Source organism: Sphingomonas sp. OTU376, from assembly GCF_038440415.1.
GTDB classification, from domain to species: Bacteria; Pseudomonadota; Alphaproteobacteria; order Sphingomonadales; family Sphingomonadaceae; genus Sphingomonas; species Sphingomonas kyeonggiensis_A.
Map to the genome: position 1 here is coordinate 1 of NZ_JASATQ010000049.1, position 24,964 is coordinate 24,964.

A 24,964-nucleotide genomic window follows, 5' to 3' on the forward strand; every position below is an offset into this window, starting at 1 on the left:
CCCCCCCCGCGCCGGGGGGGGGCTTGGGGGGTTTACCCCAAGGCCGGGCTCGATGCCCGGTCTTTTCTTTTGCCGCCCGTGTTGGGAGGACGCGGCTTCGCCGCGCACCCACCCCCAACCCCTCCCTTGCAGGGAGGGGAGTCAGAAGCCTCACCCCACCGTCAGCACGATCTTCCCGACATGATCCCCCGCTTCCATCCGGGCATGCGCACCGGCCGCATCGGCCAGGGGGAAGGTCTTGTCGATCACCGGCTTCAGCCTGCCCTCCGCCACGAACGGCCACACTGTGCGGTGGATCTCGTCGGCGAGCAGGCTCTTGAACTCCACCGAGCGCGGGCGGAGCGTCGATCCGGTCAGCGTCAGCCGCTTGCGCATGATCTCGAAGAGCGGGATCGTCGCCTGCAGCCCGCCCTGCACCGCGATCGAGACGTGCCGACCGTCCTCGGCCAAGCACTGGAGGTTTCGCGGCACATAGTCGCCGCCCACCATGTCGAGCACGATGTTCACGCCCTTGCCGCCGGTGATCTCCTTCACTCGCGCGACGAAATCCTCGGTCTTGTAGTTGATCGCGTGATCCGCACCGATCCGCTTCGCAGCTTCGCACTTCTCGTCCGATCCGGCGGTGACGATGATCGTCAGCCCGAACAGGTTGGCGAGATGGATCGCCATCGTGCCGATGCCGCTGGTGCCGCCGTGGACCAGGATCCAGTCGCCGTCCACGGCATAGGCGCGCTCGAACACGTTGCTCCACACGGTGAACAGCGTCTCGGGAATCGCTGCGGCCTCGACCATCGAGATCGCCGGCGGAACCGGCAGGCACTGGCCGACCGGCGCGACCGCGTATTCGGCATAGGCCCCGCCCGCGATCAGCGCGCAGACCGGCGTGCCGATCACTTCGCCGGGCACGCCCTCGCCGAGCGCGACTACCTTGCCCGCGATCTCCATGCCCAGGATCGAGGGGGCGCCAGGCGGCGGCGGGTACATGCCCTTGCGCTGCATCACCTCGGGGCGGTTCACCCCGGCGGCGGCGACCTTGACCAGCACTTCGCCCGGCCCTGGCTGCGGTATGGGGCGCGACACCGGCACCAGTACCTCGGGCCCGCCGGGCGCCTCGGGATCGATTGCCAGCATCGTTTCCGGAAGAGCCATTGCCGTGTCGCTTTCGAACGCAGGAGAAACCGTTGGCCTTATTGACATCGGCCCTGCCAGGGTCAACGCTGCCTCCCATGGACGCCGACGAAAATCTTCCGCGTCGCAAGGACGACCTCGTCGCCCAGCTCGGACGCCAGGACCTCGATCCCCTTTCGGTTGAGGAACTTAGCGAGCGCATTGCGATGCTAGAGGCCGAGATAGATCGGACTCGAACCAAAATTTCACGCGCCATTAACCACCGCGCAAGCGCGGACGCTCTATTTAGGAAATGAGCGTGACGGCACCGGAGATGGGGCGAAACGCCATTCTACTCCGGTGCGGGGCCGCTGCGCTTGATGCGGGGCCCATGCCTCCCGACATAAGGGGAGACAGGGGCCGCGTATCCTTTTCGGCCCACAGGAGTTGTAGCTGAATGCCTAGTTTCGCCTCCGCCCTCGAATCGACCCTCCACAAGGCGCTCGAAGCCGCGAGCTCGCGACGCCATGAATATGCCACGCTCGAGCATCTGCTGCTCGCGCTCGTCGACGACGAGCATGCGAGCAAGGTGATGAGCGCGTGCGGGGTAGATCTGGGCGAACTCAAGAATACCGTCGCGCACTATCTCGATACCGAGCTTGAAGCACTCAAGGTCGATCAGGCGACCGATCCGTCGCCGACCAGTGGCTTCCAGCGCGTCGTCCAGCGCGCGATCCTCCACGTCCAGTCCTCGGGCCGCGACGAAGTGACCGGCGCGAACGTGCTCGTCGCGCTGTTCAGCGAGCGCGAGAGCTATGCCGTCTATTTCCTGCAGCAGCAGGACATGAGCCGCCTCGACGCGGTGAGCTATATCTCGCACGGCGTCGGCAAGGGCGGCACCGGCAGCACCGAATCGACTCCGCCCAAGGGCGCTGCGGACGAGGACAAGTCGTCCAAGCAGGAGACCAAGTCGGGCAAGGGCGAGAGCGCGCTCAAGCAGTTCACCGTCGATCTCAACGAGAAGGCGAAGAACGGCAAGGTCGATCCGCTGATCGGCCGCGGTCCCGAAGTCGATCGCACGATCCAGATCCTGTGCCGCCGCTCGAAGAACAACCCGCTCTATGTGGGCGATCCGGGCGTGGGCAAGACCGCGATCGCGGAGGGTCTGGCGCGCAAGATCGTCGAGGGCGAAGTGCCCGACGTGCTCAAGGAAGCGGTGATCTACTCGCTCGACATGGGCGCGCTGCTCGCCGGCACCCGCTATCGCGGTGACTTCGAGGAGCGCCTGAAGCAGGTCGTCAACGAGCTGGAGAAGCTGCCCCACGCGGTCCTCTTCATCGACGAGATCCACACCGTGATCGGTGCCGGCGCCACCAGCGGCGGCGCGATGGACGCGTCGAACCTGCTCAAGCCGGCACTGTCGGGCGGCTCGATCCGCTGCATCGGCTCGACGACCTACAAGGAGTTCCGCAACCACTTCGAGAAGGACCGGGCGCTGCTCCGTCGCTTCCAGAAGATCGACGTGAACGAGCCGACGGTGGAGGACACGATCAAGATCCTCGCCGGCCTGCGCTCGGCGTTCGAGGACCATCACCACCTCAAGTACACCCCCGACGCGATCAAGTCGGCGGTGGAGCTTTCGGCGCGCTACATCAACGACCGCAAGCTGCCGGACAAGGCGATCGACGTGATCGACGAGGCCGGCGCGATGCAGATGCTGGTACCGCCCTCGAAGCGCAAGAAAACGATCACGCCCAAGGAAATCGAGCAGGTCATCGCGACCATGGCTCGAATCCCTCCGAAGAGCGTGTCCACCGACGACACAAAAACGCTCGCGAACCTGGAAACGGATCTCAAGCGGGTGGTGTTCGGCCAGGACAAGGCGATCGAGGTGCTGTCCTCGGCGATCAAGCTCAGCCGTGCGGGCCTGCGCGATCCGGACAAGCCGATCGGCAACTACCTGTTCTCGGGCCCGACCGGCGTCGGCAAGACCGAGGTGGCGAAGCAGCTCGCCGAGCTGCTCGGCATCCCGCTCCAGCGCTTCGACATGTCCGAATATATGGAGCGCCACAGCGTCTCGCGCCTGATCGGTGCCCCTCCGGGCTATGTCGGCTATGATCAGGGCGGCCTGCTCACCGACGCGGTCGATCAGCAGCCGCATTCGGTGCTCCTGCTCGACGAGATCGAGAAGGCGCATCCGGACCTGTTCAACATCCTGCTGCAGGTGATGGACAACGGCAAGCTGACCGATCACCACGGCAAGACGGTCGATTTCCGCAATGTGATCCTGATCATGACCACGAATGCGGGCGCGTCGGACATGGCCAAGGAGTCGATCGGCTTCGGCGAGATGAGCCGCGACGACGTCCAGGAAGAGGCGGTGAAGAAGCTCTTCACTCCCGAATTCCGCAACCGTCTCGATGCGATCGTGCCGTTCGACTATCTGCCGCCGGCAGTGGTCACCCGGGTGGTCGACAAGTTCATCCTCCAGCTCGAGCTGCAGCTGGCGGATCGCGGCGTCCACATCCAGCTCGACGAGGCGGCCAAGAACTGGCTCACCGAGCGCGGCTACGACAAGCTTTATGGTGCGCGCCCGATGGGCCGCCTCATCCAGGAGAAGATCAAGCAGCCGCTGGCCGAGGAGCTGTTGTTCGGCAAGCTCGTCCATGGCGGCGAGGTCAATGTGAAGCTCAAGGACAATGCCCTGAGCTTCCAGGTCACGCAGGCCGCACCCAAGCCGAAAAAGGGCAAGAAGGAAGCCGCCAAGGCGTCCAAGTAAGCCATCGATCAAGCCAATGTGCGGGCCGGGAGGAAACTCCCGGCCCGTTTCGTTTTGCCCGGAGCCGCTTCTGCGATAGTCTCTCCGTCGCGCCAGAATGCACTCTGGTCGCCGGAAGAGCGTTGCTCGTCGTACGCGACATGACCACGCCGCTTCGCGTGCATAGCCGGGCCGCCGCCACTCCCCAGGCCGCGGGTTCGATCGGCACGGGGACATAACCGGCGACTATGGTTGATGTGTAATATACGAATAACACACCCTTGCAATTTCGTTCCGATGTCGTAAGGGGCGCTCGCGTTTTCGGGTCGCAGCCATGGTTTTCCAGGGAGAATCCGAATGCGACCGAAGATAATGAAGATGTTGGGTGCCGGCACGGCGCTGGCGGGACTGCTCGCCGCGGGCTTGGTTGTCGCCCAGACCAGCGAGACCGCGCCCGAGGCGCGTTACGTTATGGATATCGGCACCACAGCCGGGATGATGGGCCAGGGCGACAGCCGCGAGATGGTGCTGCGCCTCGGCTCGCGCCTGCCCGCCACCGGTGGCGCGCCCAAGGCCGATCACTTCCTGCCCGAGGGCATGCGCATGGGCGCTTCCGTGCCGCTCGTCACGCCGGAGCCGAACAAGCCGGCCAAGGAAGAATATAAGTTCGACCGCCCCAAGGGCCGCATGCTGATCTACTGGGGCTGTGGCGCGCATGTCGGCCCGGGCCAGCCTGTGATCATCGACTTCGCCAAGGTCGCCAAGGGCCAAGTGCCGCCCGACCTATTCGCCGCCGGCATTCCGGCCGAACTCGGCCCCCGCCCCGGCAACAGCCGCACCTATGGCGATTGGCCGAACGGCAAGGGCAATGCCCAGGTGCGCGGCAATTCCTCGCTGATCGGCCAGCACCGGATCGCGGGCAATTACAGCCCCGAGATCAGTTTCGCGCTGAACCAGGACTTCATGAGCGCCCCGCGCGTGAAGGCCGGCCAGGCGGCCGATGGATCGATCCCGCTCAACTGGGGCCAGGTGCCTTTGGCGACCGGCTATTATGCCTGGGCGATGGGCACCGGCGATCGCAAGGACGGCGACATGGTGTGGTGGGCTTCGTCCGCCACGCGCCAGTTCGGCGGCGACCTGTGGAGCTGGCTGTCGCCGGCGACGGTCAACCGGCTGATCGGCCAGAAGGTGGTGATGCCGGCAACACAGACGAGCTGCACCATCCCCACCGAGGTGAAGGCCGCTGCCGGCGAAATGATGATGGGCTTCCTCTATGCCTATGGTCCGGAAGCGAACTTCGCGTTCCCGGAACGGCCCAAGGATCCCAAGATCGCCTGGCGCCCGAAATGGACCGCCAAGGCGCGCTATCGCTCGATGGCCAATTTCATGACCGGCATGCCCGACATGGGCGACGCAATGCGCGGTCAGATGCCTGCAAACCAGGACGGCCAGCCCGAGCAGCCGAAGCCCAAGCCCTGCAAGCCCAAGCTGGGTGGCCTGCTCAAGCGCGCCGCCGGGCTGGGTGGCGGCTGCTGAACGCTTTTACGGTTCCCTAGGGAGCGGGGGCGGCAGCGTATCGCCGTCCCCGCCAAGCCGCTGTGACAAATAGCGTGCGGCTAAGGAGAATCCCGTAAATCTTTACGGGTTGTTTGTCATGTTGGGCGTAGGCCGTCCCCATGCCGGGGGTGCGCCTTTTCCACCTTGTTCTCCTGTGCGGTGTGTTTGCCCTTCTGCTGAGCATCGCGCCGCCTGCTCACGCACAGCCACCCTCGACAGGCGACCTGCAAGTCTGTTTGTTGCGCGATACCGGGGGGATGAACCCGGCCGAACTCGTCCGCCATCCCGAACGCTTCGATTGCACTACCAAGCAGTACAAGCTTGGTCCGGGCAATTACTGGGCGCTCTCCCAGCCGATCAACGCCGTCTCCACCCCCGAACGGCCCCTGGTGATCAACTTCGCCAGCCTTTGGCAGCAGCAGCTCTCGGCGCAGCTCTTCTACGCGGACGGCCATGTTCATGGCTATCGGACCGATGCGCGCGGCATCACCCCGCTGATCCAGCTCGGTGCGCTTGCCGCCCTGCCGGTCCCCCCCTCGAAGGCGCCCCTGGCTCGCGTGCTCTGGCATGTCGAGGGCGCGGCCAATGTCCGTGGCGTGCTGCTCGGCGCCGAACTCAGCGACACGCAGCGGATCGCCACGACCAACCTCGCCATGGCCGCACTCTACACCGGGTTCGCCGGGATGTGCCTGGCGCTGATCGTCTACAACTTCGCGCTGTGGTGCGCGATGCGCTATCGCTTCCAGCTCCACTATTGCGCGCTGCTTACGGTGCTGGTCGGCTATGGCCTTTCGTCCTCGGGCGCGATGGCCTGGTTCTGGCCGGACATGGTCAACAACGACCGGCTGCGCTTCAACTATCTGTTCCTGGGACTGGCCGGCGGCGCCGCGGCACTGTTCACCCTCAGCTTCTTCGAGATGAAGATCCGCTCGCGCCGGCTCGACATCTATACGCGCCTGGTCGCCACCGCCGTGCCGCTGTCGGGCATCATCGTGTTCCTGTTCGGCGCGATCGATCTCCGCCTGGCCGACATGTTCTACACGCTGACCATCCTCGGCCTGATCTCGATCGTGGTGCCGACGCTCTGGTACGCCTGGATGCAGCGCTCGCATTTCCTGTGGCTGTTCGCCCTCGCCTGGAGCGCCCCGGTCGTGCTCGCGATGATGCGCGTCCTCGCCAATCTCCATGTGCTGCCGTGGAGCTTCTGGCTCGACAATTCGACGATCGTATCGATGATGTTCGAAGCGCTCGTCTCGGCGCTGGCCGTCGCCTATCGTATCAAGTTCCTGCGCGACGAGCGGGATGAGGCGATCACCCGCGAAGTGCTCGCGCGCCGCCTTGCCGATACCGATCCGCTCACCGGCCTGCTCAATCGCCGCGCCTTCCTCGACCAGGCACTCGGTCGCCCGGGCGAACAACAATTGCTGATTGTCGACATCGACCATTTCAAGCGCGTCAATGAGACGCTCGGCCATGACGGCGGCGACGAGGTGCTGCGCCTGTTCGCCCGCACGCTGCGCTCCGCCACGCCGGCGGATTCGCTGGTCGCCCGGCTGGGCGGAGAGGAATTCGCGCTGCTTTCGCACAGCGGCACCCCGATCGAGCCCGAGCAGCTGCTCAACAAGCTCCGCCAGACGCGCATGCCCTTCGACCTCAAGGTCACCGCCAGCATCGGCGCCTGTACCGGCCCGCTCGCCGACGACAAGAACTGGAAGGCGCTCTATCGCTGCGCCGACATCGCCCTGTTCGAGGCCAAGTCGGCCGGCCGGGACCGCGCCAGAGCCCGCCGCGAAGCGGCCTGATCCCGACACCGCGAAGGCGCCTGATTCGCTTGCCCGGATGCGGCTTCGGGCGTATGCGGGTAACCATGTCGGGACGAGCCAGAAAGATCGCTTTCGGGGCGCTAGCTGCGCTTGTACTGCTCGCCGTCGCTTCCCCCAATCGGCGCGCCGACATCGCCCTCCACATGCACCGCGTGGACGATCTCGCGCCGCAGCGGATCGAGGCCGTCGTCGATATCGGGATCTTCGCGATTTCCGTGCTCGTTACGTGGAGCAAGCGGCTTACGACTTGACCCCCACAAAGGCTTGCTTACACCAGTGTCAATGACTGACCCCGAACAGATCTGGCGTACCGCGTATCGTCACCCGGGTGCATGGGACACCCAGTTCCCGCCCCAATCCATGGTCGAGCTGTTCGAGGCTAGCGCCCGCGCCCACCCGCAGGCGCCCCTGCTCGATTTCATGGGCCGGCACTACAGCTATGGCGAGACGCTAGACGGCGTGAACCGCGTCGCCTGCGGGCTCAAGGCAATGGGATATGGCCCGGGCGACCGCATCGGGCTCTTCCTGCCCAACGTCCCGCATTACGTCGCCGCCTATTACGGCATCCTCAAGCTCGGCGCGACGGTGGTGAACTTCTCGCCGCTCTACACGGTCGAGGAGCTGAGCCACCAGGTCGCCGATTCGGGCACGAGGCTGCTCTTCACCATCTCCGCCTCGGCGCTGCTGCCGACCGCGCTCAAAGTGCTCGAGCAGAGCGCGCTCGAGCGGCTGGTGGTCGGATCGGTCGCCGGCGCCCTGCCTCCGGCCAAGTCCTTCTTCTACAGGCTGTTCAAGAGCGCGGAAGTCACCGAGCGCCCGCATGACGAGCGGATCATCGCCTTCTCGAAACTGATCGCCAATGACGGTGCCTGCGACGCGCCCAGCATCGACCCCGAGAAGGACGTCGCGCTGATCCAGTATACCGGCGGCACCACCGGCACGCCCAAGGGCGCGGTGCTGACCCACCAGAACCTGTCGGCCAATGCCCGCCAGGTCGCCCGGCTCGATCCGGAAATGGCCACCGCCAAGGACAGGATCCTCGGTGTCCTCCCCTTCTTCCACGTCTTCGCCAATACCTGCGTGCTCAACCGCACCGTGGTCACCGGCGGCGAGATCGTGATGCTGCCGCGCTTCAACGCCAAGCAGGCGCTGGCCGAGCTGCGCCGCACCCGCCCGCGCTCGCTGCCCGGCGTCCCGACCATGTACCAGGCTCTGCTCGACGCGCCCGGCATGAAGCCGGATGACTTCAAGTCGCTGCGCTTCTGCATCTCGGGCGGCGCTCCCCTGCCCGCCCAGCTCAAGGAAGAATGGGAGCGGGTCACCGGCGCCCGGGTGATCGAGGGCTATGGCCTGTCGGAAAGCTCGGGCGTGGTCTCGACTAACCCCTATACCGAGCTCAATAAGCCCGGCACGATCGGCCAGCCGATCCAGGGCACCCGTGTCCGCCTGGTCGACAAGGAAGACCCAACGCGTCCTCCGCCCGAGGGCGAGCCCGGCGAGATCGTCGTCCACGGCCCGCAGATCATGCAGGGCTATTGGAACCGTCCCGAGGCCGATGCCGAGGTGTTCGTCAGCGTCGAGGGCGAGCCGCACTGGCTGCGCACCGGCGATGTCGGGCTGATCGACGAGGACGGCTATATCCAGATCGTCGACCGGCTGAAGGACATGATCGCGGTCGGTGGGTTCAAGGTGTTCCCCAGCCAGATCGAGGCGGTGCTCTACCAGAACCCGGCCGTGAAGGAGGCGCTCGTGATCGGCCTGCCCGATCCCTATCATGGCGAGATGCCGCACGCCTATGTGACGCTGGACGAGGACGCCACGCCGATCACCGGCGCCGCGCTGGCCCAGTGGGTCAACGCCCGCGTCGGCAAGCATGAGCGCGTCGCCGAAGTGGTGGTGCGCGAGAGCCTGCCCAAGACGATGGTCGGCAAGCTCAGCCGCAAGGACCTGCTCAACGAAGTACGCGCGGAGCAGCAGGGATGAGGGCGCCGCTGGCCGTGCTGGCTCTGGCCCTCACGGCGGCGGCACCGGCGCCGGAGCAGCGGATAGACGTCGCGCTCTCGAGCTTCAAGTTCACTCCGTCCACCATCACGCTGGTCCACGGCCAGGCCTATGTGCTGCACCTGACCAGCAGCGGCGGGCACAATTTCGCGGCCAGGGACTTCTTCGCCGCCGCCACGATCGCGCCGGCGGACCGGGCGAAGATCCGGGACGGCAAGATCGAGCTCGACAGCGGTGACGCGGTCGACCTGCACTTCACCGCGCCCAGGGCCGGCACCTACCCGATCAAGTGCACCCACCTGCTCCACGCAAGCTTCGGGATGACGGGCAAGTTCGTGGTTTCGTAACCCAATAGGCCCCTCCCCCATGGGGGAGGGGCTAAGAAGGTTCTAATCCCCCGCCACCACATTCTTCCCGAACATCACCGCCTTCAGGTTCATGAACTCGTGCAGCCCCCAGGGGCCGAGCTCGCGGCCATGGCCCGACAGCTTCACGCCTCCGAACGGCGCCTCGGGCGTCGAGGCGAGCAGCGAGTTCACTGCGGTCATGCCGGCCTGGATATCGCGCGCGAAGCGCTCGATCTCATCCTCGTCCTGCGTCCACACAGAGGAGCCCAGCCCGTAGGGGACGTCATTGGCCAGTGCGATCGCCGCATCGATATCGGCAACCTTGTAGACCGCAGCCACGGGTCCGAAGACTTCCTCCTTCGCCACGTCGCTCTCGGGATCCATGTCGGTCAGCACGCCGGCGGTCATCCAGGCGCCGTCGCGCTCGATCTTCTCCGCCCCGAAGCGAAGGGTCGCGCCTTCGGCCACCGCGCGCTCGACCTGCTCCAGTACCGTATCGCGCTGGGCCACGCTGGAAAGCGGGCCCATGCCGGTGTCCTTCTCCATCGGATCGCCGATCTTCAGCGCCTTCATACCGCCCTCGAACTTCTCCAGGAACGCGTCATAGACATCGGCGTGCACGATCATCCGCTTGGCGCAGATGCAGCTCTGCCCGGCATTCTGGGTGCGCGCCGTCACCGCGGTCTTCGCCGCCAGGTCGAGATCGGCCGAGGGCATCACGATCAGCGGATCGGAGCCACCCAGCTCGAGCACCACCTTCTTGAGCGCGCGGCCGGCCGCCTGCGCCACCTGCATGCCCGCGCCTTCGCTGCCGGTCAGCGTCACTGCCACCACCCGCTTGTCGGCGATGATCGCGGCCACCTTGTCGGACTTGATGGGCAGGTTCTGGAACAGCCCCTCGGGCGCGCCGGCAGCGCTCATCATCTGCCGGATCAGCGCCGCGCAGCCCTGCACGTTCGAGGCGTGCTTCAGCAGACCGACATTGCCCGCCATGATCGTCGGCGCGAGGAAGCGGATCACCTGCCAATAGGGGAAGTTCCACGGCATCACCGCCAGCACCGGCCCCATCGGCAGCCAGCGTGCCACGGCATGGCCGCCGCCGGCAGTCTGCACCGTGGTCGGCTCGAGATAGCCGGGCCCCGCCTTGGCATAATGGCGGAAGCCGCTGATGCACTTCTCCACCTCGGCGATCGCGCTCGCCAGCGTCTTGCCCATCTCACGCGTCGCGGTCTCGGCAAGATGCTGCTTGTTGGCTTCCCAGGCGTCAGCGATCTTGCCCAGCAATTCGGTGCGCTGCTCCAGCGACGAATCGCGCCACGACCGAAACCCCGCCTCGGCCCGGGCCAGCGCCGTCTCGATCCCGTCCGCGTCCAGCTCCGGATAGGTTTCGATCGTCTCTCCGGTGGCGGGATTGATGCTGGTGAACATGGGCAAGTCTCCTTCAGCCGAGGTAACGCGGAGCTAGGGTGGAGGATGCCCGGTTGCAATCATACCGAGGCAGGTTGCCATCCAGCCCCGGCCCGGCGCATAGCGGGCGCATGGCAGAAGAAGCGGACGTAACTGCGCTCTCGTTCGAGGAAGCGCTGAAGGAACTGGAGCGCATCGTCGCTCGACTGGAGAGCGGCGAGGCCCAGCTCCAGGAAGCGATCGATCTCTATGAACGCGGCGATCGGCTGCGCCGGCAATGCGCCGCGCGGCTCGATGCCGCCCAGGCGCGGATCGAGGCGATCCGCACCGATGCGGAAGGCCGCGCTGCCGCCACCGCCACGTTCAACGCCGGCTGACCCGGCCCATGGCGCACGCCTCCCTCGCGCTCCAGGCGGCGCTCAAGCAGGTCTCGGCGGAGATGGACCGCCAGTTCGATCTGCTGCTCGCCGTGCCCGGTGATCCGCGCAAGGGGCTCTACGAGGCGATGCGCCACGCGGCGATCGGCGGCGGCAAGCGGCTGCGCCCGCTGCTCGTCTCGGCCACGGCCCAGCTATTCGGCGTCGACCGGACCTGCATCGCGCGCACCGCGCTCGCGCTCGAATGCATCCATGTCTATTCGCTGATCCACGACGATCTGCCCGCAATGGACGATGACGACATGCGCCGCGGCAAGCCGACGGTGCACAAGGCGTTCGACGAAGCCACCGCGATCCTGGCGGGCGACTGCCTCCACGCGCTCGCCTTCGAAGTGATCGCCGACGAGAAGACCCATTCCGATCCGTTCGTGCGCATCGAGCTGTCGGGTACGCTCGCGATTGCCGCCGGGCCGGCCGGCATGGCGGGTGGCCAGATGATGGACCTGGAAGCCGAGAAATCGAGCTTCGACCTCGCCACCGTCACGCGGCTCCAAGCGATGAAGACCGGCGCGCTGATCAGCTGCGCGGTAGAGAGCGGCGCGATCCTCGGCCGCGTGCCGATCGAGGGCCGCACGGGCCTGCGCGGCTATGCCCGAGACGTCGGCCTCGCCTTCCAGATCGCCGACGACATCCTCGATGCCGAGGGCGACGAAGCTTTGGTCGGCAAGAAGCTCCAGAAGGATGGCGAGGCGGGCAAGGAAACCTTCCTCTCCCTCCTCGGACTGGAACGCGCCCGGGAACAGGCCCGCATGCTGGTCGACCAGGCGATCGAGCACCTCAAGCCCTATGGCGCCGAAGCCGACCTGCTGCGCGACATCGCCCGGTACACGCTCGAACGGGATCGCTAGTCCCTTTCCTTGATTCCCCTCCCTGCAAGGGAGGCGAGAAGATGCTCCTTGCAATGTAGGATTTCGCCTGCTTGCCTCCCGCAGCCGGGCTACCACCCGGCCGCTCTTTGACCCGGTAGGAAAATAGGATCACGCCCAAGCAACAATGTTGCGAGACGCACCGCGTTACCGAGAAAACAGGGAAAATAGCGCGCCAAAAACCCGCTCTTGGCCTGTACTTTGTGTACTTTCGCGAGTCGCAGCCACCGCGCTGTAGGACGCGGCTCACCCGATACTGGCAACCCGGAACACCGTGGGGTTCCCGCCCTCGCGCACCACCGTCCCGCTCGCAATATGGGACTTGCCTTCGCTCAGCCCGTCCAGCGCCGCACTGCCCTCGCCCACCGGCAGCATCACCCCATGAAACCCGGCCGGCCGCGCATACCATTGCCCGCCGATGCTCAGCAGCGTCGCCTGTGTATCTTCTGGCGCAGCGGAAATAGCCCTGTTCGGCTCGAATTGCGTTGCTATCGCTTCCGCCACCTCAGTCTCAACAGCGCGCTGGGCTGCTATCATTCGATCTAAGACCTCGGTCTGATCGGAGAGAATGAACCCGCCGCCGCTGCGCACCCGCTTCGGCGCGTCGAACAGCTGGTCGATCCGCTCGGCCTGCAGGCTCTCGATATAGATGATCGTGTTATTGTCGCCCTTCACATAGAGCTTGGCGTGCGAGGCCTGCTTGCGGACGATCGGCCCGGCGAGCGACGTCAGGAAGGTCCGCACCGAGGCCGAGATCTGCGCGACCTGCCCGCCGCTCGCGTTCATCACCGTCTCCAGCGCCACCGCCACGGTCTGCAGGAAGCCGCCGAACAGTGCGCGCTGGTCGTACAGGTCGAGCAAGGTCTTGCCGAGGTCAAACCAGGCATGGAGGCTGGCGATCTCCACCCGGATGATCTCCAGGCCATGGCGGTTCTGCCCGTCCCGCGTCTCCTGGGCGAAGGCATTGGCCAGCCGCTCGATCGCCGTGCCCGAGGTCCGCGCATCGGCTGCGTCGTAATAGCCGATCTCGAGCACCAGCACCGCATTGTCACGCACATCGTCGATCATCGCCGCAGGCTGGCCGAAAGCCCGGCGTGCCGCAAGCGCGCAGCCGGTCTTGACTTGGCTTCGCACCCGCAGCACGTCCGGGTTCGATCCTGCGACGAGGTACAGCATGACCACCCGCACCGGCGTCTATCCCGGCACCTTCGATCCCATCACGCTTGGCCATATGGACATCATCCGCCGCGGCGCGAAGCTGGTCGACCGGCTCGTCATCGGCGTCACCACCAACCCTTCGAAGAACCCGATGTTCAGCGTCGAGGAGCGGATGGAGATGGTGAAGCGCGAGGTCGAGGGGATCGCCGGCGAGATTCATGTCGTCAGCTTCGATTCGCTGCTGATGGACTTTGCCGAGCGCGAAGGCGCCGGCATGATCGTCCGCGGTCTGCGCGCCGTCGCCGACTTCGAATACGAATATCAGATGGCCGGCATGAACCAGCAGCTGAACAGCAAGATCGAGACGGTCTTCCTGATGGCCGATGTCTCGCTGCAGCCGATCGCCAGCCGGCTGGTCAAGGAGATCGCCCTCTATGGCGGCGACATCCGCAAGTTCGTGTCACCCGCGGTTAATGACGAGATGGTTACCCGGATCGCGACGATCGGTCGCAAAGGGAGTGGTTGAGCCCGCGCGATTGGGCTAGAGCGGCCAGTCGAGAATGGGTTTGGAGTGGGGAAGTTAATGCGTTTCGTTGCCGCGCTGGCCGCTTCGGCCTTGATGATGTTTGCCACCCCTGCCCTCGCCCAGGGCGGCGGCAAGGCCCCCAAGCCGGTCGCTGAGCCGCTCAAGGGCGTAAGCGCCGCGGATGTGAACAGCATCTATCCCGCTGTCGTCCCCGCCGATCCGGCCGAGACCTGGGTGCTCGACCTGTCGACCGGCGGCCGCGTGCTGATCCGCCTGCGTCCCGATGCTGCGCCCAAGATGGTCGAGCGCATCAAGACGCTTACCCGCCGCCACTTCTATGACGGCCTGAACTTCCATCGCGTCGTCGATGCCCCCTATTTCATGGCGCAGGGCGGCGATCCCAAGGGCGATGGCACCGGCGATTCGGACCTGCCCAACGTGCCGGCCGAGTTCAACAACCTGCCGCACGTCCGCGGCACCGTCGCCGCCGCCCGCCGCGGCGCGCCGGAAAACGCCACGCCCGAGCAGAAGACCGACGCGGAGAACAGCGCGAACAGCCAGTTCTACATCATGATGGCCCCGAAGCTCGCCTTCGACCACGATTATACCGTGTTCGGCCGCGTCACCGCCGGTATGGAGTGGGTCGACAAGATCGAGCGCGGCGAGCCGCCGGCGAACCCGACCAAGATCGTCCACGCCTATATCCTTTCCGACAACCCGCCGCCTTATGCGAACCTTGCAGCCGACGCCCCCAAGGCGCTGCCGCCGGGCGAGGTGAAGGCGACGCTACCGCAATAATCCGGTGAACGTCGACCTTTTCGATTTCGAGCTGCCGAACGACCGTATCGCGCTGCGCCCCGCGGCCCCGCGCGACACGGCGCGTTTGCTCGTGCTCGACGGCCCCGAGGCCACGCGCGACCTCCATGTCCGCGACCTGCCCGGCCAGCTGCGCGCCGGCGATTGCCTGGTTTTCAACGACACCCGGGTGATCCCCGCCCAGCTCGAGGGCACAAGGGGCGAGGCGAAGATCGGCGCCACCCTCCACAAGCGCGAGGGACCGCGCCGCTGGCGCGCCTTCATCCGCAACGCCAAGCGGCTGCGCGACGGCGACACGGTCGATTTCGGCAATGGCGTGCTCGCCACCGCCGGCGACCGCGCCGAGGATGGCAGCTTCGCGCTCGATTTCCACGGCGACGAGCCGGTCGAGCTGCTGCTCGAGCGCTGCGGCCGCATGCCGCTGCCGCCCTATATCGCATCCAAGCGCCCGACCGACGCCCAGGACGCCGACGATTACCAGACGATGTTCGCCAACGAGCCGGGCGCCGTCGCCGCCCCCACCGCGGCGCTGCACTTCACGCCGGATCTGCTTGCTGCGCTCGCCGCCGCCGGGGTCGGCCACACCACGCTGACCCTCCATGTCGGCGCGGGCACCTTCCTGCCGGTCAAGGCCGAGGACACCGCGGACCACAAGATGCACGCCGAATGGGGCCGCATCGACCAGGCCACCGCAGACCACCTCAACGCCGTCCGCGCAAAGGGCGGCCGGGTGATCGCGGTCGGCACCACCAGCCTGCGCCTGATCGAGAGCGCCGCCGGCGACGACAAGATCATCCGCGCGTTCGAAGGCGACACCGCGATCTTCATCACCCCCGGCTACCGCTTCAAGGGAATCGACGGCCTGGTGACCAACTTCCACCTGCCGCGCTCGACGCTGTTCATGCTGGTTTCTGCCCTGATGGGGCTCGACCGGATGCAGGCTGCATATGCCCATGCCATCGCCGATCACTATCGCTTCTACAGCTACGGGGACGCCTCGCTGCTGTTGCCGTGAGGCGCCCCGTGCCGTGCCGCGTCAGAAACGCTGGCCGAACTTGATCCCGAAATATTGCGGCTTGGTCGGATAGAGCCGCGCATAGGGTGCGCAAAGGCTCGGCGCGCAGGTGATGTTCTTGCTCAGGATGCCCCGCTCGTCGAAGGCGTTCTGGATGAACGCCTCGATCGAGAAATTCGCGAAGCGGTAGCCGGCCGAGAAGTCGACCGTGGTGAACTGGTCCGTGTTGCCGAGCGCCGCATTGCCGTCCGGCGTCAGGTACGAGGTCGTGCCGCTCTGATGGTTCAGGTTGCCCTGCAGGAAGGCTTTATCCGCGCCGAGCAGGAATTCGTAGCGCGCACCGAGGTTGAACTTGACCTTGGGGGTAACCGGCAGTCGCGTGCCCTTGGGCGCGAATACCTGGCCGCCATTGGCCGGATCGCAGCCATTGACCTGGTCGCAGAAGGGCTGGGTCAGCTTCGCATCGACATAGGTGCCCGAGCCGGTGAAGGTCAGCCCGCGCATCGGTGACCAGCTGATATCGCCCTCGAAGCCGCGCGAGCGCGCCTTGCCCGCATTCACCGTGTAGAAGATGCCGAGCACGCCCGGCAGGCTGTACTGGACGTCCTTCCACTCTTCCCAGAACAGCGCCGCGTTGAAGGTCAAATGACGATCGAACCAGCTCGTCTTCCAGCCGATCTCGTAGTTGGTGAGCGTATCCGCCTTGTATGCCGGGATGTCCTGCAACTGGCCGAGCGCGAACGCGTCACGGTTGTTGCCGCCCGGGCGGAAGCCGGTCGAGTAGGTGGCGTAGAGCAGCTTGTCCGGGCTCGGCTTCCAGGTGAGCGTCGCCTTGTGCGTCTCGCCGCGCTCGACATATTTCTTGTCGATGTTCGGACATTCCTGGACCGTGGTCCCCGTGCACCCGAACAGCGTGACTTGGCGATCGAACGCGCCATAGCCGCCCGAGAAGCCGTTCAGCGTGTTGTTGGCGATGAAGCCGCGGATGCCGGCGAGCAGCGTGAGGTTCGGCAGGATGTCGAACTCCGCCTCGCCGAACGCGGCATAGTCGCGGTCGACGCGGTGGATGGTGGTGAAATAGACATCGTCGGGGCCGCCGCCCGGCACCGGCGGGCTGAACGGGTTCACCGCGGTGCTGACGCCCGGCAGAATATATTCGGCGATGCGATCGTCGATCTGGTGCTGCGCGAACAGGCCGGCGGTCAGGCGGAAGCGGTTCTTCGCCGGCGAGCTGATCCGCAGCTCGTTCGCCCATTTCTTGTAGCGATCATAGCCGCGTACCGCCTGGCTGGGATCGATGTCCTGCCCCGATGCCGTCTTGTAGTAATTGTAATCGGCATAGGTGTCGTAGGCGACGCTGAAATAGGAATAGTCGGAGGTGTTGTCGACGACGCGGTGGAACCAGGAGCCGGTGTAGGTCAGGTCCCAGTTGCTGATCTGCCCCTTGATCGTCAGCGAGGCGAGATACCATTCGTCGCGATTGTGGCTCTCGATGAAATCGTGGTTCTTGAGGTCGCCGACGCGCGGATCGAACAGGAACTGGCCGCCCGCTTCCTGGTGCTGGTAGATGATGCCCGGCGTCACCGTCCAGCTGTCGGAAAGGTCGATACCGAGCGCGGCGCGGCCGCCATAGGTCTCGACGTCGTTATAGTCGTCCTTGACCAGGTCGTTGTTGTTGATGGTCAGCGGCGCGTCGACGACATTGCCCAGGCCATCGGTGTGCGGGCGGTTATAGGTGCGCGTACCCGGCGTGTTGTCGATATAGCCGCCTTCATGCTCGAAGAAGCCCGAGGCGCGGAAGGCGATCGTCTCGCTGATCGGGATGTTGATGAAGCCTTCGACCTGGCCGCCGAAATCGCCCTTGCCGAACTTGGAGACCTGCACGTCATAGCCCGCCTCGAACCCGGAAGTGCTCGGCTTGTTGGTGATGATGCGCAGCGTGCCCGACAGCGAGCTCGCGCCGTATAGCGTGCCCTGCGGCCCCGCCAGCGCCTCGACGCGGGCCAGGTCATAGGCGTGGAGATCGACCGAGCCATAGATGGTCGTCACCGGCACGTCGTCGATATAGAGGCCGGCGCCCGGCAGCGGCCCCGAGGCGAGACCGTCGCCGCCCGTCGCGATGCCGCGGAAATAGAGCTGCGAGGCACCTGGTCCGAACGACTGGTAGCTGACGCTCGGCAGCAGCTTCACATAATCGTCGAAGCTGGAGACGTGGTTCTCCTCGAGCTTGGCCGGGCTCAAGGCAGTGATGCTGATCGGAACGTCCTGCAGACTGGCTTCGCGCTTGGTGGCGGTAACGACGATCTCGTTGGGATCGCGATAGCCAGTCGCGTCCTGTTTCTCCGGCGTTTCCGCCGGCGTGGACGGCGCTTGCTGCGCCGCAGCAACGCCGCTGAATCCTGTGAGCATGGTACTTGCGAAAAGGAACTGCGCAACCCGCGTCGAACGCATAACGGCCTCCCCTTAGCTAAGATCGGGAAGGCTGTTATTACAAACCTGTGAAGTCAAGCAGGTGCTGAACTATGCGAATTAAGTTCGCGCTGCATTGCAAAAATGTCACGGTCGCGGAACGTCCGGATAGGCCGTGAGAACGGGCCCGAGCGCGACCTCGATCGGGCCGAGCCAGGGCGCGAAATGCTGCCATTGCTCCATCCCCTCGCGGAAGATCGGGCGACGAACCTGCTCCGAGGAAGCGGTGCGCACCGCGCGCTCGGTCTTGTGGAAGTCCAGGCAGCCAGGCTCGAAGTCCAGCCCGGTGGCGGCGAGCAGCGCGCGCACCTGCGCCTCGGTATCCTCGACCATGCGCTCATAGATCACCCGATGGACCCGCCCCGGCAGCGCCGCGTCGACCCCGGCCATCGCGCGGACATAGTCGGCATAATAGCGGCCGATCTCGGTCAGGTCGTAGGAGAAGGCCTGGCCATGCGCGAAATGCTGCTTGAACAGCGAGAAGCCGCAGCTGAGCGGATGGCGCCGCGCATCGATGATCGTCGCATGGGGCAGGATCAGCTGGATCAGCCCGGCATAGAGCCAGTTGTTCGGCATCTTGTCGACGAAGCGCGGAGTGCCCGCCTTGCGCTGCACCCGGGTGCGATCGAGATATTCCTGGCCCCAGGCGGCCGCCGTCTCCGCGTCGAGCTCGGCGAGCCCGCCCGGCCCCAGCCTTCCCGCGAGCATGGCGATGTCGGGCAGCTCCATCGTGCCTTCCACCTGGCTGTGGCTGGCGAGGATCTGCTCAACCAGCGTCGATCCGGCGCGCGGCAGCGAGACGACGAAGATCGGATCCCCGGCCTGGCACCCCCAGCCGGCCCGCGTAGCAAAGAACGCCGCATCCTGCGTCGCCAGCTGGCGATCGACCAGCGCGCTGGTCTCATCCGCATCATAATGGATCATCGCCCGGCGCAGACGATTGCCTTCGGCATAGTGTGCGAAGCTCCCGGCATAATGACCGGCATCCTCTTCCGCCTTGCCCAGCGCGAAATGGAGGTGAAAGCGGTCGTCATGGCTGATCGCATCGTCGGCCAGCGCACCGCGCATCGCAGCGGCATCCGCAGCCGTGAAGCGATACGTCTTGAGGTTGGCGAGGCTCCACCAGCTGCCGCCCAGACCCGGTTCCAGCTCGATGCTGCGGCGATAGGCCTCGATGCTCTCGGCCTGCTCGCCCACCGTCTTCAGCGCATGGCCCAGGCTCATCCACACCTTGGCCTGGCGCGGATGCTCGGCAAGGATCGTGCGGTACAGCTCCACCGCCAGGTCATAGTCGCCGCTGCGGCCTAGGATCGCCGCCTTGAGGATATCGTTGCTCGGATCCTCCGGCGCCTCGGCGATCAGCGAATCGATCTCGGCCAGCGCGTCCTCGGGCCGGCCATGCCGGTGGAGGACCAGCGCGAGATTATGCCGTGCCGCGGCGAAGCCCGGCGCCAGCTCGAGTGCGCGGCGCAGCAGGGTCTCGGCATCGCGCCAGCGCCCCAGCCGCCCGGCCAGCTCGGCCATCATCCGGATCGCGGCAACGTCGGTAGGCTGGGCATGAAGCCGGCCGCGCAATCGCATCTCGGCCCGGTCGAGCGCGCCCTGCGCCAGTGCCGCCGCCGCGTCGATCAGCTCGGGATCGGATACCGAGAGCGAGACCGCGCGAAGATGCGCCGCGCCGCCCGCGCCGGCATCCCCCGCCGCATGCCAGAGATTGCCGATCGCCCGCCACGCGCCGGGCTGGGGCGGATCAAGCGCTTCGGCCTGGCGCAGCGCGCGGGCGGCGGCATCGCGCTCTCCCGCTTCGATCGCCGCCTTCGCCGCATCCAGCCGCGCCCGCACTTCGCTCACACGCTTCCCCCGCCGAACCTGCACCGCGATCATGCGACGCACGGGCGTGGTCCGCAACGCCCCACCTTCGCCACGGATTGCGCCTTGGGTGGCAAGCGCGGTAGCGGTCCTCGTTATCGCGATTCGGAAGGGTTCCCATGCGTTTGTTGTTTGCGCTCGCGGCGTTGATCGCGACTCCCGCCTTTGCGCAGGCCGCCCATGCCCAGGATCGCGTCGGCATCCCGATGCCGCCGGCGAATACTGCCAACCCGATCGGCACCAGCACGCGCGAGCAGCCCGCCTTCACTGTGATCGCCGAGCCCGTGGCGATGATGATCGCCGCCTTCGACGCGGACGGTGACGGCAAGGTCACCCGCGCCGAATTCGATGCCGGCCTGAAACGCAGCTTCGATGCGATCGACACCCGCCACCAGGGCTGGCTCGGCTATATCGCCTATTCGGACTGGCAGGAGCGCTGGATGGGCGATCGCAACACCGTGCCCAGCCCCTTCGAAGTCGATCGCGACGGCGACAACAAGATCACCTTCGCCGAGATCGCCGAGCGCTTCGACCTGCTCTTCACTCGCTTCGATGCCGACAAGAACGGCGTGCTGGAGCGCAAGGAACTCGTCACCATCCGCCCGCAGATGCCGCCTCCCGGCGCAGGACGTGGAAAGAAGGGCCGCGGCCCGAACTGATGTCCTAGCATCACATGCAGCGACTTAGCTAAAGCGAGTCCATGGCCGCGCACGATCACAACCACAGCCACAACGGACATGCACATCACGGCCATGGGCACAGCCATGCGCCCGCGGATTTCGGCCGTGCCTTCGCCATCGGCACCGCGCTGAACCTCGCCTTCGTGCTGGTCGAGGGCGCGGCGGGCTTCCTGACCCATTCGATGGCGTTGCTGGCCGATGCCGGGCACAATCTGTCCGACGTGCTTGGCCTGCTGATCGCCTGGGGCGGTGCCGAACTGGCCAAGCGCCCCGCCTCGCCACGCTTCACCTATGGCCTGCGCGGCTCGTCGATCCTGGCGGCGCTCGCCAATGCTGTGCTGCTGTTCGTCGCAGTCGGCGCAATCCTGCTCGAGACGATCCAGCGCCTGTCCGAACCGCGCGACGTGCCGGGCATGACGGTGATGCTCGTCGCCGGCGCCGGCATCGTCGTCAACCTGGCGACCGCCCTGCTCTTCGCCAGCGGCCGCAAGGGCGACGTCAACATCCGCGGTGCCTATCTCCACATGGCGGCGGATGCCGCGGTCTCGGCCGGCGTGGTGATCGCCGGCGCGCTGATCCTGTTCACCGGCGCCGACTGGATCGACCCCGCGATCAGCCTGGTCATCGTGGGCGTGATCCTGTGGAGCAGCTGGGGGCTCTTCACCGAATCGCTGACCATGGCGCTGCAGGCCGTTCCCAAGGGCATCGATTCCGCCGCAGTCGAAGCCGCGCTCGCGTCGATGCCCGGCGTGACGCGCGTCCATGATCTCCATATCTGGCCGATGAGCACCACCGAGGCCGCGCTCACCGCACATCTCGTCATGCCGGACGGCCATCCCGGCGATGCTTTCCTGATCGCGCTGCAACATCGGCTGGCGCACGACTTCAGGATCGATCATACGACCGTTCAGATCGAATTGGGGGACGGGGCGGAATGTCGGATGCATGGGAGTGGACACGCGCATGAGTGACGCGTCGCCCATTCGGCTGGTCATCTTCGATTTCGACGGCACGCTTTCCGACAGCGGCGACTGGTTCCTGTCTGTCGTCGACGAGCTGGCGCGCAAGTTCCGCTTCCGCACGGTCGCGGAGCACGAAGTCGACATGCTGCGCAACAAGAGTTCGCGCGACGTGATCGAGTTCCTCGGCATCTCGAAGTGGAAGCTGCCGCTGATCGCCCGCCATGTGCGCCGCCTGGTCGGCCGCAATGCGCACCAGATCGAGCTGTTCCCGGGAACCCCCGACCTGCTCGAGCAGATCGCCGCCACCGGCGTGAAGATCGCACTGGTCACGTCGAACGCCGAAGCCAATGCGCGCAAGATCCTGGGCCCGGTCCATGCCGCCCGGATCGATTTCTTCGCCTGCGGCTCGTCACTGTTCGGCAAGGCACCCAAATTCCGCCGTGTGCTCAGGAAGATGGGCGTGAAGCCGCACGAGGTGCTGGCGATCGGCGACGAGACCCGCGATGTCGATGCCGCCCGCGAAGTCGGCATGCGCGCCGGATCGGTGCTGTGGGGCTATGCCGCCGAGGAGCTGCTCGCCGCGATGGAGCCCGACGTGATGTTCCGCACCCCGCAGGACATCATCGACTATGTGTCCGCCAGCCGCTGAGGCCCGTTTCGGTTGAACGCATTCCCCCGACCTGTAAGGTACGGACATGGAACGTTTGCGTTGGACCTGGATCTGGCTCCCCCCCTTCGCGGGTGCGTTGAGCCTCCTTTTCGGCAGCTCCTTCACGCTCCCGCCGCTGCTGCTCGGCACCGTGCTGATCGCCACCGTGCTGGCCGCCGTCCATCATGCCGAGCTGATCGCGCACAAGATGGGCGAGCCGTTCGGCACCTTCCTGCTCGCCCTCGCCGTCACGGTGATCGAGGTCGGGCTGATCCTCACCCTGATGCTGCAGGGCAAGGCCGGCGCCGAGACGCTGGCACGCGACACCGTATTCTCGGCGGTGATGATCATCCTCAACGGCCTGCTCGGCGCGTTCATCCTGTTCGGCGCGCTGCGCCACCATGAGCAGAGCTTCCAGCAGGTCGGCGTCAGCGCCTCGCTGGCGACGCTCTGCACGCTCACCGTGCTGACGCTGGTGCTGCCCAATTTCCTCGCGTCCGAGCACGGCCCCTATTACGCGCCGTCGCAGCTCGCCTTTGTCGCGATCGTGTCGCTGCTGCTCTACCTCACCTTCGTGATGGTGCAGACGGTGCGCCACCGGGGCTATTTCCTGCCGCCCGGCGGGGAAACCGAAGACCCCGAAGCGCATGCTCCGCCGCCCAGCGACAAGCAGACGGCGCTGTCGGGCGTGCTGCTCGTCGCCTGCCTGGTCGAGGTGGTGCTGCTCGCCAAGGCGCTGGCACCGGCGATCGAGGAAGGCGTCGCCTCGGCCGGCGCACCGCACGCCGTGGTCGGCGTAGTGATCGCCGCGCTGGTCCTGCTCCCGGAAAGTGTCGCTGCGGTGCGCGCCGCGATGGCCAACCGGCTGCAGACCAGCCTCAACCTCGCGCTCGGCTCCGCGCTGGCGACGATCGGCCTCACCATTCCGGCGGTGGCGATGCTGTCGCTGGTCCAGGACCTGCCCCTGGCGCTCGGCCTCGATTCCAAGGGCATCGTGCTGCTGTCGCTGACCCTGCTGGTGACCACCCAGTCGCTCGCCACTGCCCGCACCACGGTGCTGCAGGGCGTGGTGCACCTCGTCATCTTCGGGGTGTTCGTCTTTACCACCCTGGTCCCCTAGGCGCGCAAAAGGGACGCTTCCGTTTGCGTCTTCACCCCGGCCTTGAGCCGGGGTCCCGCTTCTTCTTCGGTGGCGCAACGCCGGTTTCGTTGCACCGACATAGTTGACTCAATCAACTATGTCGGTGCAGATTGCCTGCATGGATCAGGCCATCGAACAATTCCGCGCCTTCAACCGGGCGCATACCCGCTTCGCGGCGGTGCTGGCGCCGCGCTACATGGACAGCGAGATGGGCGTGGCCGAAGCACGCCTCCTCTACGAGATCGCCGCGCGGCATCCGGTCCTCGCCACCGAATTGCAGGACGCGCTCGACCTCGATGCCGGCTATGTCAGCCGCGCGGTCAAGCGGTTCGAGGATCGCGGCTGGATCGCGCGCGAACGCGGCGAGGAGGATGCCCGCCAGCGCCCGATCGTCCTGCTACCCGCCGGCCGCACCGCCTTTGACGCGCTCGACGACACGACTCGCGCCCACAGCCGCCGCCAGCTCGAATCCCTCGGCCCCGCCGCCGCCGCCACGCTCGGCCACCATCTCGCGGCGGCGCGCGCATTGATCGAAGGTGGGGCGGGCAGCTGGGAGATCCGCACGCTGCGCCCCGGCGACATGGGTGCGATCGCGAGCCGCCAGGCGATCCTCTATGCCGAAAATTATGGCTGGGAGCGTCCGATGGAGCTGCTGCTCAACGACGTGACCACCAGCTTCCTGCGCGACTTCCAGCCGGGCCGCGAGCAATGCTGGGTCGCCGAGCGCGGCGGTGAGATGCTCGGATCGGTGATGCTCGCCGATGGCGGCGACAGCGTTGCCAAGCTTCGCCTGCTCTATGTCGAAAGCCATGCCCGCGGCCTTGGCATCGGCGAAGCGCTGGTCCGTAGCTGCATCGAATTCGCGCGCCAGGCGGGCTATCAGCGGCTCGAGCTATGGACCCACACCATCCTCACCAGCGCCCGGCGCATCTATGCCGCGCATGGCTTCGAGCTGGTCAGCAGCGAAGTCCACACCCGGTTCGGCGAACCGCTGATGGGCGAGACCTGGTCGCTCGACCTCAGCCCAAATGCACCGCCAGCCACACCGTAGGCCGATCCTCGGCCGTCCAGGTCACCCAATGACGCTTCCCAGCGGCGATCAGCAGGTGATCGCCCGGGCGTAGCGTGACCGCCTCTCCCTCCTCGAGCCGCAGCCCGGCCACGCCTTCGAGCAGCAGCACCCATTCGTCCCAGTCCTGCACCATCGGCGCATCCTCGGGCGTCGCCTGCCCCTGCGAGACGATCCGCTCGATGCGGACGCCGGGACGGCGCAGCAGCTCGGTAAAGACTTCGTCGGCGCTGGCATCGGGCAGGTCGGCGAGGAGGTTGCTGGTCATCCCCTCCCGTTGCGCTCCTCCGCCAAAGGGGGCAAGGCC

23 protein-coding genes are annotated in these 24,964 nt (G+C 66.2%); 17 read left to right on the forward strand and 6 right to left on the reverse strand.

Features of this window, described 5'->3' with window-relative positions; all coding sequences use genetic code 11:
* Positions 1 to 150: 150 nt before the first annotated feature.
* A complete protein-coding gene (locus tag AAHM44_RS17950; protein WP_342250834.1) occupies positions 151 to 1,149 on the reverse strand; it encodes an NAD(P)H-quinone oxidoreductase in 999 nt (332 codons plus the stop codon).
* A 77-nt stretch (positions 1,150 to 1,226) separates the two neighbouring features.
* Here AAHM44_RS17950 and AAHM44_RS17955 point away from each other — a divergent pair, with 77 nt between their 5' ends.
* From AAHM44_RS17955 to AAHM44_RS17985, 7 genes are all read left to right on the forward strand, one after another.
* Entirely contained in the window at positions 1,227 to 1,424 is a 198-nt protein-coding gene (locus tag AAHM44_RS17955) for a DUF1192 domain-containing protein (RefSeq protein WP_184170085.1), read from the forward strand.
* A gap of 140 nt (positions 1,425 to 1,564) precedes the next feature.
* Positions 1,565 to 3,886, forward strand: coding sequence for an ATP-dependent Clp protease ATP-binding subunit ClpA (gene clpA, locus AAHM44_RS17960; protein ID WP_269574353.1), 2,322 nt, complete (start codon positions 1,565 to 1,567; stop codon positions 3,884 to 3,886).
* 336 nt (positions 3,887 to 4,222) lie between these two features.
* Complete coding sequence (locus tag AAHM44_RS17965) at positions 4,223 to 5,401, forward strand: hypothetical protein (protein WP_269574352.1); 1,179 nt, start codon at positions 4,223 to 4,225, stop codon at positions 5,399 to 5,401.
* Positions 5,402 to 5,679: 278 nt separating this feature from the next.
* Entirely contained in the window at positions 5,680 to 7,224 is a 1,545-nt protein-coding gene (locus AAHM44_RS17970) for a sensor domain-containing diguanylate cyclase (protein ID WP_342250835.1), read from the forward strand.
* A gap of 65 nt (positions 7,225 to 7,289) precedes the next feature.
* Positions 7,290 to 7,496: a hypothetical protein gene (locus AAHM44_RS17975; RefSeq protein WP_342250836.1), complete on the forward strand. Its 207-nt coding sequence runs from the start codon at positions 7,290 to 7,292 to the stop codon at positions 7,494 to 7,496.
* Between the two features lie 31 nt (positions 7,497 to 7,527).
* Positions 7,528 to 9,228 (forward strand): long-chain-fatty-acid--CoA ligase, encoded by a 1,701-nt coding sequence (locus AAHM44_RS17980; protein ID WP_342250837.1) that lies wholly within the window; start codon positions 7,528 to 7,530, stop codon positions 9,226 to 9,228.
* Positions 9,225 to 9,593 (forward strand): plastocyanin/azurin family copper-binding protein, encoded by a 369-nt coding sequence (locus AAHM44_RS17985; RefSeq protein WP_342250838.1) that lies wholly within the window; start codon positions 9,225 to 9,227, stop codon positions 9,591 to 9,593. Before AAHM44_RS17980 ends, AAHM44_RS17985 begins: the two co-directional genes overlap by 4 nt.
* A 42-nt stretch (positions 9,594 to 9,635) precedes the next feature.
* On the opposite strand, the gene AAHM44_RS17990 is transcribed toward AAHM44_RS17985, so the two are convergent.
* On the reverse strand, positions 9,636 to 11,021 hold the full coding sequence (locus AAHM44_RS17990; protein ID WP_342250839.1) for an NAD-dependent succinate-semialdehyde dehydrogenase: 1,386 nt from the start codon (positions 11,019 to 11,021) through the stop codon (positions 9,636 to 9,638).
* 110 nt (positions 11,022 to 11,131) lie between these two features.
* Here AAHM44_RS17990 and AAHM44_RS17995 point away from each other — a divergent pair, with 110 nt between their 5' ends.
* On the forward strand, positions 11,132 to 11,377 hold the full coding sequence (locus AAHM44_RS17995; protein WP_342250840.1) for an exodeoxyribonuclease VII small subunit: 246 nt from the start codon (positions 11,132 to 11,134) through the stop codon (positions 11,375 to 11,377).
* A gap of 8 nt (positions 11,378 to 11,385) precedes the next feature.
* Positions 11,386 to 12,285: a polyprenyl synthetase family protein gene (locus tag AAHM44_RS18000; RefSeq protein ID WP_342250841.1), complete on the forward strand. Its 900-nt coding sequence runs from the start codon at positions 11,386 to 11,388 to the stop codon at positions 12,283 to 12,285.
* 264 nt (positions 12,286 to 12,549) lie between these two features.
* Here the strand turns inward: AAHM44_RS18000 and AAHM44_RS18005 are convergent, their stop codons facing one another.
* On the reverse strand, positions 12,550 to 13,479 hold the full coding sequence (locus tag AAHM44_RS18005) for a hypothetical protein (protein WP_342250842.1): 930 nt from the start codon (positions 13,477 to 13,479) through the stop codon (positions 12,550 to 12,552).
* On the opposite strand from AAHM44_RS18005, the gene coaD reads away from it, so the two are divergent.
* The 3 genes from coaD to queA are packed head-to-tail and all read left to right on the forward strand — an operon-like array spanning position 13,478 to position 15,818.
* The gene (gene coaD / locus AAHM44_RS18010; protein WP_269574345.1) at positions 13,478 to 13,987 is read left to right on the forward strand and encodes a pantetheine-phosphate adenylyltransferase; all 510 of its coding nucleotides are present in this window, start codon (positions 13,478 to 13,480) and stop codon (positions 13,985 to 13,987) included. The genes AAHM44_RS18005 and coaD overlap by 2 nt on opposite strands.
* 57 nt (positions 13,988 to 14,044) lie before the next feature.
* Complete coding sequence (locus tag AAHM44_RS18015; protein ID WP_342250843.1) at positions 14,045 to 14,785, forward strand: peptidylprolyl isomerase; 741 nt, start codon at positions 14,045 to 14,047, stop codon at positions 14,783 to 14,785.
* Positions 14,786 to 14,789: 4 nt separating this feature from the next.
* Complete coding sequence (gene queA, locus AAHM44_RS18020) at positions 14,790 to 15,818, forward strand: tRNA preQ1(34) S-adenosylmethionine ribosyltransferase-isomerase QueA (RefSeq protein ID WP_342250844.1); 1,029 nt, start codon at positions 14,790 to 14,792, stop codon at positions 15,816 to 15,818.
* A gap of 21 nt (positions 15,819 to 15,839) precedes the next feature.
* On the opposite strand, the gene AAHM44_RS18025 is transcribed toward queA, so the two are convergent.
* On the reverse strand, positions 15,840 to 18,227 hold the full coding sequence (locus AAHM44_RS18025) for a TonB-dependent receptor (protein WP_342250845.1): 2,388 nt from the start codon (positions 18,225 to 18,227) through the stop codon (positions 15,840 to 15,842).
* 147 nt (positions 18,228 to 18,374) lie between these two features.
* Positions 18,375 to 20,171 (reverse strand): tetratricopeptide repeat-containing sulfotransferase family protein, encoded by a 1,797-nt coding sequence (locus AAHM44_RS18030; protein ID WP_342250855.1) that lies wholly within the window; start codon positions 20,169 to 20,171, stop codon positions 18,375 to 18,377.
* Between the two features lie 104 nt (positions 20,172 to 20,275).
* On the opposite strand from AAHM44_RS18030, the gene AAHM44_RS18035 reads away from it, so the two are divergent.
* The 5 genes from AAHM44_RS18035 (at position 20,276) to AAHM44_RS18055 (ending at position 24,639) form a co-directional block, all read left to right on the forward strand.
* Positions 20,276 to 20,815 carry an EF-hand domain-containing protein gene (locus AAHM44_RS18035; protein WP_184170125.1) on the forward strand — a complete coding sequence of 180 codons (540 nt, stop codon included), beginning with the start codon at positions 20,276 to 20,278 and terminating at the stop codon, positions 20,813 to 20,815.
* 41 nt (positions 20,816 to 20,856) lie between these two features.
* The gene (locus tag AAHM44_RS18040; RefSeq protein ID WP_269574341.1) at positions 20,857 to 21,807 is read left to right on the forward strand and encodes a cation diffusion facilitator family transporter; all 951 of its coding nucleotides are present in this window, start codon (positions 20,857 to 20,859) and stop codon (positions 21,805 to 21,807) included.
* A complete protein-coding gene (locus AAHM44_RS18045; RefSeq protein ID WP_269574340.1) occupies positions 21,800 to 22,447 on the forward strand; it encodes an HAD hydrolase-like protein in 648 nt (215 codons plus the stop codon). The genes AAHM44_RS18040 and AAHM44_RS18045 overlap by 8 nt, the downstream gene beginning before the upstream one ends.
* 97 nt (positions 22,448 to 22,544) lie before the next feature.
* Positions 22,545 to 23,567, forward strand: coding sequence for a calcium:proton antiporter (locus AAHM44_RS18050; protein ID WP_342250846.1), 1,023 nt, complete (start codon positions 22,545 to 22,547; stop codon positions 23,565 to 23,567).
* Between the two features lie 139 nt (positions 23,568 to 23,706).
* A complete protein-coding gene (locus AAHM44_RS18055) occupies positions 23,707 to 24,639 on the forward strand; it encodes a bifunctional helix-turn-helix transcriptional regulator/GNAT family N-acetyltransferase (protein WP_342250847.1) in 933 nt (310 codons plus the stop codon).
* On the opposite strand, the gene AAHM44_RS18060 is transcribed toward AAHM44_RS18055, so the two are convergent.
* Positions 24,608 to 24,925, reverse strand: a complete 318-nt coding sequence (locus tag AAHM44_RS18060) for a cupin domain-containing protein (protein WP_269574337.1) — start codon at positions 24,923 to 24,925, stop codon at positions 24,608 to 24,610. The two genes, AAHM44_RS18055 and AAHM44_RS18060, sit on opposite strands and share 32 nt — an antisense overlap.
* Between the last annotated feature and the right edge of the window lie 39 nt (positions 24,926 to 24,964).